Annotated in this window: 14 protein-coding genes and 1 tRNA gene; 5 read left to right on the forward strand and 10 right to left on the reverse strand. The window is 69.8% G+C overall.

Going from position 1 to position 14,087, the window contains the following annotated elements; all coding sequences use genetic code 11:
* Window positions 1-97: 97 nt before the first annotated feature.
* The gene (locus tag ACWDSJ_RS32480; protein ID WP_387360126.1) at window positions 98-745 is read right to left on the reverse strand and encodes a TetR family transcriptional regulator; all 648 of its coding nucleotides are present in this window, start codon (window positions 743-745) and stop codon (window positions 98-100) included.
* Between the two features lie 216 nt (window positions 746-961).
* Window positions 962-1,615: a TetR/AcrR family transcriptional regulator gene (locus tag ACWDSJ_RS32485; RefSeq protein ID WP_387360124.1), complete on the reverse strand. Its 654-nt coding sequence runs from the start codon at window positions 1,613-1,615 to the stop codon at window positions 962-964.
* 177 nt (window positions 1,616-1,792) lie between these two features.
* Here ACWDSJ_RS32485 and ACWDSJ_RS32490 point away from each other — a divergent pair.
* The 4 genes from ACWDSJ_RS32490 to ACWDSJ_RS32505 all read left to right on the forward strand — a co-directional run bounded on the left by ACWDSJ_RS32490 (window position 1,793) and on the right by ACWDSJ_RS32505 (window position 5,069).
* Window positions 1,793-1,863 (forward strand) — tRNA-Gln (locus ACWDSJ_RS32490).
* Between the two features lie 94 nt (window positions 1,864-1,957).
* Window positions 1,958-3,448, forward strand: a complete 1,491-nt coding sequence (gene glmU, locus ACWDSJ_RS32495; protein ID WP_450036483.1) for a bifunctional UDP-N-acetylglucosamine diphosphorylase/glucosamine-1-phosphate N-acetyltransferase GlmU — start codon at window positions 1,958-1,960, stop codon at window positions 3,446-3,448.
* Window positions 3,445-4,425: a ribose-phosphate diphosphokinase gene (locus ACWDSJ_RS32500; RefSeq protein ID WP_450036485.1), complete on the forward strand. Its 981-nt coding sequence runs from the start codon at window positions 3,445-3,447 to the stop codon at window positions 4,423-4,425. The genes glmU and ACWDSJ_RS32500 overlap by 4 nt, the downstream gene beginning before the upstream one ends.
* Before the next feature lie 11 nt (window positions 4,426-4,436).
* Window positions 4,437-5,069, forward strand: coding sequence for a DUF2461 domain-containing protein (locus ACWDSJ_RS32505; protein ID WP_450036487.1), 633 nt, complete (start codon window positions 4,437-4,439; stop codon window positions 5,067-5,069).
* A 7-nt stretch (window positions 5,070-5,076) separates the two neighbouring features.
* Here the strand turns inward: ACWDSJ_RS32505 and egtD are convergent, their stop codons facing one another.
* From egtD to egtA, 4 genes are read right to left on the reverse strand one after another with little or no spacing between them, the layout of a single operon-like run.
* On the reverse strand, window positions 5,077-6,048 hold the full coding sequence (gene egtD, locus ACWDSJ_RS32510) for an L-histidine N(alpha)-methyltransferase (RefSeq protein ID WP_450036489.1): 972 nt from the start codon (window positions 6,046-6,048) through the stop codon (window positions 5,077-5,079).
* Entirely contained in the window at window positions 6,045-7,100 is a 1,056-nt protein-coding gene (locus ACWDSJ_RS32515; protein ID WP_450036491.1) for an ergothioneine biosynthesis protein EgtC, read from the reverse strand. The genes egtD and ACWDSJ_RS32515 overlap by 4 nt, the downstream gene beginning before the upstream one ends.
* Window positions 7,100-8,440: an ergothioneine biosynthesis protein EgtB gene (gene egtB / locus ACWDSJ_RS32520; protein WP_450036492.1), complete on the reverse strand. Its 1,341-nt coding sequence runs from the start codon at window positions 8,438-8,440 to the stop codon at window positions 7,100-7,102. Before egtB ends, ACWDSJ_RS32515 begins: the two co-directional genes overlap by 1 nt.
* Complete coding sequence (egtA, locus tag ACWDSJ_RS32525; protein WP_450036494.1) at window positions 8,437-9,717, reverse strand: ergothioneine biosynthesis glutamate--cysteine ligase EgtA; 1,281 nt, start codon at window positions 9,715-9,717, stop codon at window positions 8,437-8,439. The genes egtB and egtA overlap by 4 nt, the downstream gene beginning before the upstream one ends.
* A gap of 172 nt (window positions 9,718-9,889) precedes the next feature.
* Here egtA and ACWDSJ_RS32530 point away from each other — a divergent pair, with 172 nt between their 5' ends.
* A complete protein-coding gene (locus ACWDSJ_RS32530) occupies window positions 9,890-11,086 on the forward strand; it encodes an aminotransferase class V-fold PLP-dependent enzyme (protein WP_450036496.1) in 1,197 nt (398 codons plus the stop codon).
* Here the strand turns inward: ACWDSJ_RS32530 and ACWDSJ_RS32535 are convergent.
* The 4 genes from ACWDSJ_RS32535 to ACWDSJ_RS32550 form a co-directional block, all read right to left on the reverse strand.
* Window positions 11,077-11,820, reverse strand: coding sequence for an SDR family NAD(P)-dependent oxidoreductase (locus ACWDSJ_RS32535; RefSeq protein WP_450036497.1), 744 nt, complete (start codon window positions 11,818-11,820; stop codon window positions 11,077-11,079). The genes ACWDSJ_RS32530 and ACWDSJ_RS32535 overlap by 10 nt on opposite strands.
* A 118-nt stretch (window positions 11,821-11,938) precedes the next feature.
* Entirely contained in the window at window positions 11,939-12,520 is a 582-nt protein-coding gene (gene pth, locus ACWDSJ_RS32540; protein WP_450036499.1) for an aminoacyl-tRNA hydrolase, read from the reverse strand.
* A gap of 22 nt (window positions 12,521-12,542) precedes the next feature.
* Window positions 12,543-13,154 (reverse strand): 50S ribosomal protein L25/general stress protein Ctc, encoded by a 612-nt coding sequence (locus tag ACWDSJ_RS32545; RefSeq protein ID WP_450036501.1) that lies wholly within the window; start codon window positions 13,152-13,154, stop codon window positions 12,543-12,545.
* A 265-nt stretch (window positions 13,155-13,419) separates the two neighbouring features.
* Window positions 13,420-14,070, reverse strand: coding sequence for a lysophospholipid acyltransferase family protein (locus tag ACWDSJ_RS32550; protein ID WP_450036502.1), 651 nt, complete (start codon window positions 14,068-14,070; stop codon window positions 13,420-13,422).
* Window positions 14,071-14,087 lie beyond the last annotated feature (17 nt).

Consider the following 14,087-nt stretch of genomic DNA (forward strand, 5'->3'; position numbering starts at 1 on the left):
GTTCAGCGGTCGAAGCGCATGCGCGAAGCGCGAGTCTCGACCGCTGAACGGCGAGACTCAGGGCCACGAACACGCCGAAGCGAAGCGAAGGCCAAAGTCACGGCACGTAGCGGCGGAGCCTGCGGGCCGCGAATTCGCGGAAGTAGGCGACCTTCTCCTCCGGGACGATGGAGGGGAGCAGGAAGTACCAGACGCGTTCCATGCGGAGGGCCATCTGGTCGATGGAGTCGGTGCCGACGGCGGTGATGTGGACGCCCGCGGTCATCTCCTGGAGGAGCAGGCCGATGGTCTCGGGGTCGAGTTCGGGTTTGAGGTCGCCCTGGGCGATGGCGCGTTCGGCGAGTAATCGGTGCGTCTCGCCCCAGGTCTTGGCGATGTTCTCGCCGGTGGCGCCGCGGTAGTCGCCGATCTGGTGGGTGAGTTTGAGCATCGCGCCGACCATCGGGTCGTTCATGGTCAGATCGGCCACCACGTAGGTGATCCCGATGCACGCCTCGAGCGCGGGCACCCGCGGGTCGAAGAAGCCCTGGCACGCGCTGACCAGTCGTTCGTTGCCCTGGTCGACCACCGCGCGGGCCAGCTCCTCCTTGGAGCCGAAGTGAAAGTACAAGGCGCCCTTGGTCACATTGGACTGCGCGATGATCTCGCTCAGGCTCGCGTTCGCGTAGCCCAACCGCAGAAAGACATCGGCCGCGCCGGCGAGGACGGAATCGCGGGTGATCTCCGCACGCGCTTGCCTAGCCATCAGATCCGCCTGTCATCAAACCAGCCATCCTGAAGTAGACCGACATCCCGAAGTTGACCGACATCACAGCTCGAACAGCACTGGAAGGATGGGTGAACCGTACCACCCGACCGGCCCGCGGCAGTGGAATCGAGCATTCAGACCAGCCTCCGTCGCAAATTTTGGGTTAACTGTCCAGTTCCACCCCCATTACCCCCGGTACGGTTCGAGCACCCCTCAGGTAGTGGTTCCGTGCGGCCACTGCGAGGCCAGTTGGGGGTCGGCCTCGAGATGGGTCAGCCCGTTCCAGCACAGGTTGACCAGATGCGCGGCGACCACCTCCTTGGAGGGGCTGCGCTCGTCGAGCCACCACGTCGCGGCCGTCGCCACCATGCCGACCAGCGCCTGCGCGTAGAGCGTCGCGAGACTGGTGTCGAAGCCGCGGCGTTCGAAATCCCCGGCGAGGATGTGCGCGACCTGATTGACCGCCTCGTTGAGCAGACTCGAGTAGGTGCCCTCCGCGGCCGAGACCGGTTGGTCGCGCATGAGGATTCGGAAACCGTCGGTGCGCTCCTCCATGTAGGTCAGCAACGCCAGTGCCACCTGTTCGAGCCGCACCCGGGAACGGTTGCGGGTGAGCGAGGACGTGATCATGTTCAGCAGCGTCGACATCTCCCGGTCGACCACCACGGCGTAGAGCCCCTCCTTACCGCCGAAGTGTTCGTACACAACGGGTTTGGACACCTGCGCGCGTTGGGCGATCTCCTCGATGGACGTCGCGTCGTAACCGCGTTCGGCGAACAGCGCCCGGCCGATCTCGATCAACTGCTGACGCCGTTGGGTTCCCGTCATGCGCTGGCGCGCCGTGCGGCCCACCTCTCCCGACGTCATCGATGCACCCGCCCTTCGCCTCCCGATCACCTGCGATGATTCTTCCAACCGTCTGTACCCTATCGACACGGGCACCGGAAAACGGAGAAGCGGTTCGACGTTTGGGCCTCGGCGTGCGAGGATCATTCCGCGTGCCGTGGCGCAGCGACGGATCCGAGCGATCCGCCGGTGTGGCAATCCGCCGTAGTGTAATGGCAGCACCACTGATTTTGGTTCAGTTAGTCCAGGTTCGAGTCCTGGCGGCGGAGCTCGGGGGCGCAGGCGTATATCGTGTGTCCGCGTCCGATCAGCCCGACCACGACAGCCCCACCAAGCACGATGACAGGCAGCCGAGGGAGATCCATGCCACAGCAGACCGCCGTCGTCGTTCTCGCCGCCGGTGCCGGAACCCGAATGCGGTCCAAGACCCCCAAGGTGTTGCATGCACTCGCCGGCCGCAGCATGCTCGCGCACGCGCTGCATGCGGCGAACGAGATCGACCCCGCGTACCTCATCACCGTGATCGGACACGATCGGGATCAGGTGGGCGCGGCGATGAATTCCGTTGCGGCCGAACTGCGTCGCGAGATCACCGCGGCCGTGCAGGAGGAGCAGCTCGGCACCGGACACGCCGTGCAGTGCGCGCTGTCGGCGGTGCCGGAGGACTTCACCGGCGACCTGCTCGTCACCTCCGCGGACGTCCCGCTGCTCGACGGCCACACGCTCTCGGCACTGCTGGCCGACCATCGCAGCTATCGCGAGCGGTCGGCGGTGACGGTGCTGACGTTCGTGCCCGAGGACCCCAACGGTTACGGCCGCATCGTGCGCGACGCCGAGGGGCATGTGCTCGAGATCGTCGAACACGCCGACGCCACACCGGAACAGGCCGCCATCAACGAAGTCAATTCGGGCGTCTACGTTTTCGACGTGACCGTGCTGCGCACCATGATCGGGCGGCTCACCACCGCCAACGCCCAGCACGAGCTGTATCTCACCGATGTGCTCAAACTCGCGCGCGAGGCGGGCCATCCCGTGCACGGCGCGCGACTGGTCGACGCCAACAAGGTGACCGGCGTGAACGACCGCGTGCAGATGGCCGCGGCCGCGCGCACCCTCAACCGCTACATCCTCGAGCGCCACATGCGCGCGGGCGTCACCGTCATCGATCCCGCGAGCACGTGGGTCGACGCCGGGGTGCGCATCGGCCGCGACGCGGTGCTGCGGCCGGGCGTGCAGTTGCTGGGCACGACCGTCATCGGCGAGGACGCGGAGGTCGGCCCGGACAGCACCCTCACCGATGTGGTCGTCGGCGACGGCGCGAAGGTGGTCCGCACGCACGGCGAGGGCGCGACCATCGGCCCCGGCGCGAACATCGGACCCTTCGCCTACCTGCGGCCGGGCACGCTCGTCGGCGAATCGGGCAAGCTCGGGGCATTCGTCGAGACCAAGAACGCGAGCATCGGCGCGCACTCGAAGGTGCCGCATCTGAGCTACGTCGGCGACGCGACGATCGGCGAGTACAGCAACATCGGCGCGTCCAGTGTCTTCGTGAACTACGACGGGGTGAACAAGCATCACACGGTGATCGGTTCCCATGTGCGCACCGGGAGCGACAACATGTTCGTCGCCCCGGTCACGGTGGGTGACGGCGCCTATACCGGGGCGGGTACTGTGCTGCGTAGAAACGTTCCGCCCGGGGCGCTCGCCGTGTCGGGTGGAGCACAGCGCAATATTGAGGGCTGGGTGCAGCGGAACCGAGCGGGTACCGCTGCGGCGCAGGCGGCAGCGGCGGCGACAGCGGCCGACACGCACGCGAGTCAGGCAACCGAGCAAAAGGATGGCGACAGAGAGTGACCGCGTTCTCGACGGATAACCAGAAGAACCTGATGCTGTTCTCGGGGCGCGCCCATCCCGAGCTGGCCGAGCAGGTCGCGAAAGAGCTGGACGTCTCCATCACCCCGCAAACCGCTCGCGACTTCGCCAACGGCGAGATCTTCGTCCGGTTCGAGGAGTCGGTGCGCGGCTCGGACGCCTTTGTGCTGCAAAGCTTTCCGGCCCCGCTGAACCAGTGGGTGATGGAACAGCTGATCATGATCGACGCGCTCAAGCGCGGTTCGGCCAAGCGGATCACCGCGGTGCTGCCGTTCTACCCGTACGCCCGGCAGGACAAGAAGCACCGCGGCCGCGAGCCCATCTCCGCCCGCCTGATCGCCGACATGCTCAAGACCGCGGGCGCCGACCGCATCATCACCGTCGACCTGCACACCGATCAGATCCAGGGCTTCTTCGACGGCCCGGTCGATCACATGCACGCGCTGATCCAGCTGTCGGAGTACGTGCGCACGCACTACACCCTCGACCACATCACGGTCGTCTCCCCCGACGCGGGCCGCGTGAAGGTCGCCGAGAAGTGGGCCGACGCGCTCGGCGGCGCGCCGGTGGCGTTCATCCACAAGACCCGCGATCCGCTGGTGCCCAACCAGGTCAAATCGCATCGCCCGGTCGGTGACGTCGACGGCCGCACCTGCATCCTGATCGACGACATGATCGACACCGGCGGCACCATCGCCGAGGCCGTGCGCGTGCTGCGCGAGGCGGGCGCGGGTGACGTGGTCATCGCCGCCACCCACGGCGTGCTGTCCTCCCCGGCGGCCGAGCGGCTGGCGGCGTGCGGCGCGAAGGAGGTCATCGTGACCAACACGCTGCCGATCACCGAGGACAAGAAGTTCCCGAGCCTGACCGTGCTGTCGATCGCGCCGCTGCTGGCGCGCACGATCCGCGAGGTCTTCGAGAACGGCTCGGTCACCGGGCTTTTCAACGGGAACGCCTGACCTCGGGATCGATGGGCTTCACCGGGTTCCCCGTCGCCGGCCTCGACTTCTACGAGGATCTCGAGGCCGACAACTCGAAGGCGTTCTGGACCGCGCACAAGCATGTCTACGACACGGCGGTACGCGAGCCGATGGTCGCGCTGTGCGCGGAGCTGGAGGCGGACTTCGGCGAGCCCCGGATCTTCCGGCCCTATCGGGACGTGCGGTTCGCCGCCGACAAGCGGCCCTACAAGAATCATCAGGGCGCGGTCGTGCGGATCGCGCCCGGCACCGGGTGGTACGTGCAGGTCGGCGCGCCGGGGCTGCTCGTGGCGGGCGGATTGTATTCGCCCACACCCGAACAGCTCGCGCGGCTGCGCACCACGATCGATGACGAGGTGCGCGGACCCGAGCTCGAGCAGATCCTCGCCGGGCTCGCCGCCGTCGGATTCACGATCGGCGGCGAGCGGTTGAAGACCCGGCCCAAGGGCTTCGCCGCCGACCACCCGCGGATCGACCTGCTGCGGCACAAGTCGCTGCGGGTCAGCAAGGATTTCGGCGCACCCGATTGGCTCGAAACCCCGCGTGCCGCAAAGGAGATCCGGCAGGCGTGGGAGACGCTGCGGCCGCTCGTGGAGTGGCTCGGCGCGGTCGTCGGGACCTGACCGCCGCTCAGCGTCGTTCGGCGAGCACCAGCGCGAAGCGCTGTAACGGATCGGTCCAGGCGTGTTCGGTGGTGAATCCGGCGCGGTCGAGTTCGGCGGTGAGACCGTCGACGCGGAATTTGGCGGAGATCTCCGTGCGCATCTGCTCGCCCGCGGCGAACCGCACGGTCAGATCGAGATCGGCGACGGTGACGGTCATATCGCGGGTCGCCTCGAGGCGCATCTCGATCCACTCGTTCGCCGCGTCCCAGATCGCTATGTGGCGGAACGCCTCCGGATCGAAGTCGGCGCGCAGCCGGGAGTTCAGGACATAGAGGACGTTGCGGTTGAACTCGGCGGTCACCCCGGCCGCGTCGTCGTAGGCGGGGACGAGCACCGACGGGTCGATGACCAGGCCCGCGCCCAGCAGTAGTTGTTCACCCGGCTCGAGGACCTGCGCGATGGCGGTGAGGAATTCGGCGCGTTCGGCGGGCGCGAAGTTGCCGATGGTGCCGCCGAGGAAGGCGATCATGCGGCGGCCGCCGCGCGGGAGGTTGTGCAGCGTGTCGGTGAAGTCGCTGACCACGCCGTGCACCGCGAGGCCCGGGAATTCGGCCGCGACCTCGGCGGCCGCGCCGCGCAGGGCGGATTCCGAGACATCCTGCGGGACATAGGTTTTCAGCGGTCCGGCGGCGCTCAGCGCGTCGAGGAGCAGGCGGGTCTTGGCGGCCGAGCCGGAGCCGAGTTCGACCAGCACCTCGGCCCGCGCGATGCGGGCGATCTCGCCGACGACCTGTTCCAGGAGGGCGCGTTCGGTGCGGGTCGGGTAGTACTCGGGCAGCTGGGTGATGGCCTCGAACAGCTCGCTGCCGCGCGCGTCGTAGAACCACTTGGGCGGCAGGGACTTCGGGCTGGCGGTGAGCCCCGCGCGGGCATCCGACCGGAGGGCGGCGGTCAGGTCGTCGTCGGTGAGGTGGATCTCCAGCGTCGGAGCGGTCATGAAGTCGGCCTTTCGGATTCATCGGGATCGAGCGGTGCGACGGTCAGCGTCCCCGGCCGGGCCGTCACCAGCCGCCGGTCGGGAATCGCCCGCCAGCGCGGGTCGTCGTCGTAGGGTTCGGAGGCGATCACCGCGACCTTGTCGGTGACCAGGACCGACAGCGCGTGGTGAACGGTTGTGGCCCAGAGGGTTTCGCCGTCGCCGAGCAGCAGGTTGAGGCGGGCGTTCGGGGCGTGGGCCAGGACCGCAAGCGCCGCCTCGCGCAGGATCGCCGCGACGCGATCCGGCTGTCGCGCCGGGCTCGGCGACAAGACCTCGGCGTTTCTCGCCGCACCGATGTCGCCCGGGACATCGGGGGCGGACCCGGCGCGGGCATCGCGGGCGGACTCAGCCCGAGCGCCGGGGGCGGAGTGGGCGCGGACATCGGGGGCGGAGTGGGCGCGGGCGGCGGGTGCGGGCTCGGCGACGTTGCGGTCGGCCTCGCGGTCCAGCAGGCCGCGCAGGATGACCCAGAACGTGGCGGAATCGGTGCGGGATTCGGCTTCGATCAGCGGCGGGGCGTCGAACCGGGCGGCGACGGCCGTGAGCGTGGCCTGCCAGTCCTGGATGACGCCGTTGTGGCTGAAGGCCCAGCGGCCGTGGGTGAACGGCGCGCAGGCGGTGCGTTCGACGGGCATGCCGACGGTGGCCGAGCGGACGGCGGCCAGGACGGCGTGCGAATTCAGTTGCGGCAGTACCTCGTCCACGGCCGGATCCGACCAGATGGGGGCGGGGTTGCGGTACCGCGTGGTGACCGAACCGGCGGCGGAGGTGGGGGCGCCACCCGAGCCGCGACCGTCGAGCGGGCCACCGTGGGCGCGGGCGCCGATGTTCTCGGTCTCGCGACCGGGCGCGGGCGCCCACCACGCGACGCCGAAGCCGTCGGCGTTGATGGTGCCGCCGCCGCGCATGTCGCGGGGCGCCCACGCCTGGGTGCGCAGCGAATAGTCGCCCCGGGTGAGCAGGTCGCCCACGGGAGTCGGCGGGCCGAGGTAGCCGAGGTGTCGGCACATCAGCGTTCGTCGGGGGTCAGGTCGCGGGCGAGGCGGAAGCCGGCGAAGATCTGGCGGCGGATGGGGTGGTCCCAGTTGCGGAAGGTGCCGCGGCAGGCGACCTGATCGGTGCCGAAGGAGCCGCCGCGCAGGACCTTGTAGTCACCGCCGAAGAAGACCTCGGAGTACTCGCGGTACGGGAACGCCTCGAAGCCGGGATAGGGATCGAAGCCCGAAGACGTCCACTCCCACACGTCGCCGATGAGCTGATGCACCCCGAGCGGGGACGCGCCGAGCGGATACGCGCCCACGTCGGCCGGTTCCAGATGCCGCTGGCCCAGATTGGCGGTCCGCTCGTCGGGTTCGGCGTCGCCCCACGGATAGTCGCGGGACCGTCCGGTGGGCGGATCGAAGCGGGCGGCCTTCTCCCACTCCGCCTCGGTCGGCAGCCGCTTCCCGGCCCACCTCGCGTACGCCTCGGCCTCGAACCAGCAGACGTGCACCACCGGCTGCTGCGGGCGGACCAGGCGCATGGTGCCGAAAACCCTGCGCCACCAGCGGCCGTCGCCGTCGCGCTCCCAGAACTGCGGCGCGACGAGGCCCGCCTCGGTGCGATGCGCCCAACCGCGTTCGGACCACAGCTCGGGTCGCTCGTAGCCGCCGTCCTCGATGAACTCGATGTATTGCGCGTTGGTCACCGGGGCCGCGTCGATGGCGAAGCCGGGCACGAACACCGGATGGGCGGGCCGCTCGTTGTCCAGCGCCCACGGGTCGGTGGAGGTGCCCATGGTGAATTCGCCTGCGGGAACGACGATTTCGCCCGTCACCGGCACCGCGGCGGACGGGGCCGGGGACGCGGTCAGGACGGTCTTCCCGGTGCGCAGCTGATGGGTGGCGAGCATGGTCTCGTCGTGCTGCTGCTCGTGCTGGGCGATCATGCCGAAGGCGAAGCCGCCGTCGATGAGGCGGGCGCCGCGTAATCGATTGTCCGCCAGCACATCCCACACCTTGTCCCGCACCGAGCCGACATAGCCGCGCGCCTCGGCGGGATCGAGCAGCGGCAGGGCGGGCCGGTCGGCGCGCGGATGCTGGAAGGCGTCGTAGAGGTGGTCGATGTCGGCGCGCACCGGTTCGCGCCCGCCGACGTCGCGCACCAGCCACAGCTCCTCCTGGTTGCCGATGTGCGCGAGGTCCCAGACCAGCGGGCTCATCAGCCGGGAGTGCTGCGCCACGAGTTCGGCCTCGTCGACGCAGTCGGTCAGGGCCGCGGTGCGGGCGCGGGACCGGGTGAGGGTGCGCGCGATCTTCTCGCGCAGGCGCTCGGTCTCGGCACGGTCGGTGCCGGTGAGATGGGTGGTCATGAACTCGCTCCGAATCGATCGCTGTCTTCCTCGGTGGGCATGCGGCCGTCGCGACATCGGCGCACCGCCGCGGCCAGTTGGTCCCGGGCCGCCGCCGAGCGCGCGTTGTCGGTCGCCAGTGTCAGCAATCGCACTGCCGCCGAACGGATTTCGGGGTCGGCCAGGCCGCAGCGGGCGGCCTCCAGCCAGCGGTCCGCGACCGGTTCGGCGAGCCTCGTGGCCTCGGCGACCACGGCGGGCGTGCACAGCAGGGCGTCGATGACGTGGATGGGGACCGTCCAGCCGTCGCCGGGCTGGGCGTCGATGTAGCGGACCTCGAAGTACCCGGACGCGCGCACCGGCGGGAAGACCGTGGTCAGGTGGTAGTCGAGATCGGCGGCGTCGGGCCGGCGGCCGACCTCGTCGTCGAGCGCGCCGCACAACCAGTCGGCGAAGGTCGCGCCGGGCGGGGCGGCCCAGTCGACCGCGCCGTCGTCCTGCCGCACGCACAGCAGCGGCACGTCCAGCACCCACCGCGCGTACTCGGCGATGGGGTCCGACCAGTGCCGCACGGGCGGGCGGCTGCGAATGTGGTCCAGCCGCAACCAGGTTCGCATGCGCTGGGAGGCCCAGTTGCCCACCGGCGCACCGTGCAGGACGGGGGAACAGGCGAAGGCCGCCACCAGCGCGGGGCCCACCGCGTTGAGCGCGGTCCAACGGGCCGCGATGTCGGTGGGGTCGGCCCCGGCGTCGACGCTGACCTGCGTCGCGGCCGTATTGCACATCATGAGTTTGCCGAACGGGCCGATACCGGCGAAGGCCCGTTCCATGGCCCGGTATCGGGGCAGCTGCAACAGCCGCTCGGCCGGGCGCTCGGAATCGGCCGCGGCGGAACGGATTCGGACGGATCGGGAGCGGAGCAGACGCTCCAGCAGGCGGGTGTCGTCCCGCAGGCGCTCGCACAATTCGACGGCGTCGTCGAACGGGGCGCTGGAAAGTTCGATCTGGCCACCGGGTTCGATCGTGACCCGGCTGCCCCCGGGCAGTGGCAGCGCCGGGGATTCGGGGGCGATGGACCGCGGCGCGTGCGGCCCGAGTGCGTCGGCCAGCCCCCCGAGGCTGGGACGCGATCCAGGCGCCGACGGCTCGTCCCGCGCGGTGAGCCACTCGAGTTCGGCGCCGATGAGCGCGGGTGGGCCCTGCTTGAAGCAGACACCGCCGACGTAGGCTTCCGCCGCCGCCCGCGACGAGAAACCCGAACCCGCGTCCGAGGGCGCTCGCACCGCCGTCACTGCCATGCCAACCTCCGAAGGCGATCTCCAGCCGACCGACCAAGCGTAGCGGCGGCTACCGACAAGATTTCTGGCGAATCCGTGACAAATAGGGCAGGCCCGCGGGAAAACCGCAGCTGAACAAGGCTCCGGAGAAATTTCCGGCACCGGTTCCACGCGGTCTTCTAAGGTCGAGGACGTGCTCGATCAGACTCGCCTGCGCGCCGACATCCCCGCCTACACCGACGCGACCCGCGCCGCGCCGATCTTCCTCGACAGCGCCGGATCGTCGCTGCCGCCCCGGATCGTGCTCGATACGGTCATCGCGCATCTGCGCCGGGAGGCCGAGGTCGGTGGCTACCGCGCGGCGAACGAGCGGCTCGACGACCTGGCGGCGGTGAAGTCCGCGATCGGGGCGTTGATCAACGCCGATCCGGCGGGTATCGCCCTGAGCGACAGCGCCTCTCGATCGTGGGCGGATTTCTTCTACTCTGTGCCGTTGCGGCCCGGCGATCGGATCCTGGTGTCCGGCTCCGACTATGCCAGCAATGCCATCGCCGCACTTCAGCGCGCCCGCGCCACGGGTGCGACGGTCGAGGCGATCCCGGGCGACGAGTCCGGGCAGATCGACCTCGACGCGTTCGCCGCGATGGTGGACGAGCGGGTGCGGCTGGTGTCGCTGGTGCACGCGCCCACCAACGGCGGGCTGCTGAATCCGGTCGACGAGGTGGTCGACATCGCGCACAAGGCGGGTGCGCTGGTGTTGCTGGACGCGTGCCAGTCGGCGGGACAGGTCCCCCTCGATGTGGTCGAATTCGGGGTCGACGCGCTGTCGGCGACCGGGCGCAAATGGTTGCGCGGGCCGCGCGGCACCGGATTCCTGTACGTGCGACCGGAATTGGCGGCCGCCATGGAACCGGGGCGGCTGGATCTGCACAGCGCCGAATGGGTGGGGCCCGAGGAGTATCGGCTCGCCGCGGGGGCCACGCGCTTCGAGTTCTGGGAGTGCGATGTGGCGGCCCGGCTCGGGCTGGGCGCGGCGGTGCGGTATCTGCTGGACGCGGGGCCGGAGCAGGTCTACGCGACCGTCGCGGCGAACGCCGCGCATCTCCGCGCGGAGCTGCCGGGGATTCCGGGGGTCACCGTGCGCGACCTCGGGACGCGGCACAATGGGATCGTGTCGTTCACCGTCGCGGGGCTGGCGCCGGTCGAGGTGCGCGATCGCCTTGCGGCACAGGACATCACGGTCACGGTGAGCCATCGCGGATCGACCTTGCTGGACATGTCTGCGCGCGGCCTGGATTCGGTGGTGCGCGCCTCGCCGCACTGCTTCGTGACGATCGAGGAACTCGACCGGTTCGTCGACGCCGTGGCGCGGCTGGCCGGTCAAGCGTAGAGGGTGCCGCCGTTGACCGAGATCGTCTGGCCGGTGATGAATCCGTTGGTCACCACCGCACGCACGGCGGCGGCGATCTCGTCGGCGGTTCCCATGCGCCCCACCGGGATTCGATCGGCGACGCCGGAGCGTTTCAGCGGTTCGGCCATATCGGTGTCGACGGGTCCGGGGGCGACCGCGTTCACGGTGATGCCGTCGCGGGCCAGGCGGGCGGCGTAGCCCCGGGTCAGGCCCTCGAGTCCGGCCTTGGACGCGTTGTAGTGCACGCCGACGACACCGGGTCCGCGCGCGGCGGCGGAGGACAGGTTGACGATCCGGCCCCATCCCGCGGCCCGCATATCGGCGAGCACCGCCTGGGTGCAGACGAACGCGGAGGTCAGGTTGGTGCGCAGGGTTTGGTCGAAAATGTCCTCGGTGAGGTCGTCGAGTTCGACGACGGGGCCGATGCCCGCGTTGTTGACCAGCACGCCGATCGGGCCGAGCGCGGCGCGCACCCGATCGATGAGGTCGCGGGCCTGGTCGGGGATGGAGACGTCGCCCGCGAAAGCCGTGGCGGTGCCGCCTCGTTCGCGAATCTCGGCGACCACCTGTTCGGCCGCGTCCGCGCGGGATCGATAGTTGACCGCCACCACCGCGCCCGCGTCGGCGAGCGCCACGGCGATCGCCCGGCCGATGCCGCGGGAACCGCCCGTCACCAGGGCGACGCGATCGTTGATGTCCGACGGGTTCGCCATGCGTCCTCCTCGCAACTCGCGAATGAACCGGTTCGCGATCCCCACCGTATAACGATGCGGCGGGGTCGAGCGGGACCAGCCCACGCTCCCGCTCGCCCCGCTCCGCAAAGCTTGTGGCTCAGTGCAATTGGTTCTGAGCGGTCTCCAGGTCGGCGCGCAGCAGCAGCTCGACCGCGTCGGCGGCCTGTTCGACGATGACCGGGAGTTCCTTGCGCTCGGGACTCGAGAAGGGTTTGAGGACGAAGTCGGCGGGGTCCTGGCGGCCGGGGGGACGGCCGATGCCGAAGCGGACGCGCAGGTAGTCCTTGGTCGTCAATGAGCTGGAGACCGAACGCAATCCGTTGTGGCCGCCCTCGCCGCCCCCGCGCTTGAGGCGGATCGTGCCGAAGGGCAGGTCGAGTTCGTCATGGACGACGATCACCTCGGTGGGCGGCACGGAGAAGAAGCGGGCCAGCGCCGCGACGGGGCGGCCCGAGACGTTCATGAACGAGCGCGGTTTGGCCAGCAGCACCTTGCGCCCGTCGAGCCGGGCCTCGAGCAGGTCGGCGCCCGACTTCTTGTGCACGGTGAACCGGCCGCCGACGCGCTCGGCGAGCACGTCGGCGACCAGGAAACCGACATTGTGCCGGGTGCGCTCGTATTCGGGACCGGGGTTGCCCAGTCCGACCACGAGCGCGGGCCCGGCCTCCGACGATGTCATCGAAAACCGTTGGCCTTCGGGATTATTCGGCGCTCTCGGCCTCGGCCTCGCCCTCGGCGGACTCGCCCTCCTCGGCGGCGGCCTCGGCGGCCGGGGCCTCGATGATGTTCACGATCAGGGTCTCGGCGTCGACCGCCAGGGTGACGCCCTTGGGCAGCGCGATCTGGCCCGCGAGGATCTGGGTGCCGGCCTCGACGCCCTCGATGGAGACCTCGATCTGCTCGGGGATGTTGAGGGCCTCGGCCTCCACCGACAGGGTGGTGGTGTCCTGGGTGACCAGGGTGCCCGCGGCGGCCTCACCGGTCAGGGCGACCGGCACGTCGGCGGTGACCTTCTCGCCGCGGCGCACGATCAGCAGGTCGGCGTGCTCGATGTAGCGGCGGATCGGGTGCACGACCACCGACTTGGTCAGGGCCAGCTGCTTCTTGCCCTCGATCTCGAGGTTCAGCACGGCGTTGGCGCCGTGTTCGCGCAGGATCGCGGCGAACGCCTGAGCGTTGACCGACAGATGCTTGGGGGCCTCGCCGTGGCCGTACAGCACGGCGGGCACATTGCCGTCACGGCGGGTGCGGCGCGCGGCACCCTTGCCGAACTCGGTGCGAACGGCGGCTTCGAGGACGCTGACGTCGGACATGACAGATAACTCCTACGGCTTTCCGGGCGGTCTGCAACAGTGGCCAGGGACTGCCCTGGCAATGGGTCTGCTCGTCGGGCGAAGACGGCGACGACGGCCGGAAGCCGAGCCGCGTCGATCACGGTGCGCACCGAAGTGCCTCACCCTCGCCGAGACAACCCGAAGAGAATAACACGCACGTCCAGTTGCCCCGAATCGCCGCCCCGCCCCGGCGAAGAGCGTGCCGGGGACATGGAGGGGGGGCACGCCGGGGACAGGCTCGTGGTTATCGGAAGGTGGTGGCGTACTGGTCCACGTAGTGGTTTCCGGAGCGGTTGGCGAGGTCGCGCATCAGGGTGTCGGTGGCGGTGCGGACGGCTTCGGGGGTGGTGGGGAGGAAGTGGCGGGGTGGGGCGAATTCGATTCGGACTCGGGCGAAGCGGAGGAGGCGGCGGTGGCGGGGGTTGACTCGGTCGGTGCCGGTGAGGGCCACCGGGACGACGGGGGCGCCGGTGCGCATGGCGACGCGGATGACGCCGGTGCGGCCGCGGTAGGTGCGGCCGTCCGGGGAGCGGGTGCCCTCGGGGTGGATGCCCCAGATGCCGCCGGATTCGAGGATGCGGGCGGCGGCGTCGAGGGCGTCTGCGGCGGCCGAACCGCCGGTGCGGTCGACGCGGACCTGGCCGGTGGCGGTCATGACCCAGCGTTCGACGCGGCCGCGCAGACCCGTCGCGGTGAAGTACTCCTGCTTGGCGATGAACGTGATGCGTCTCGGGAGGACCAGCGCGAGGTACAGCGAATCGATCGCGGCCAGGTGATTGGCGGCCACGATCACCGGCCCCTCATCCGGAACATGGTGCAGCCCAATGACTTTGGGCCTCCCGAGCAGCCGCAGCAGCGGGCCGAGCAGGACGTACTTCAACAACCAGTACCACATGGAAGCCCCTTCGAAAG

The sequence above is a fragment of the Nocardia sp. NPDC003482 genome (genome assembly GCF_053588115.1).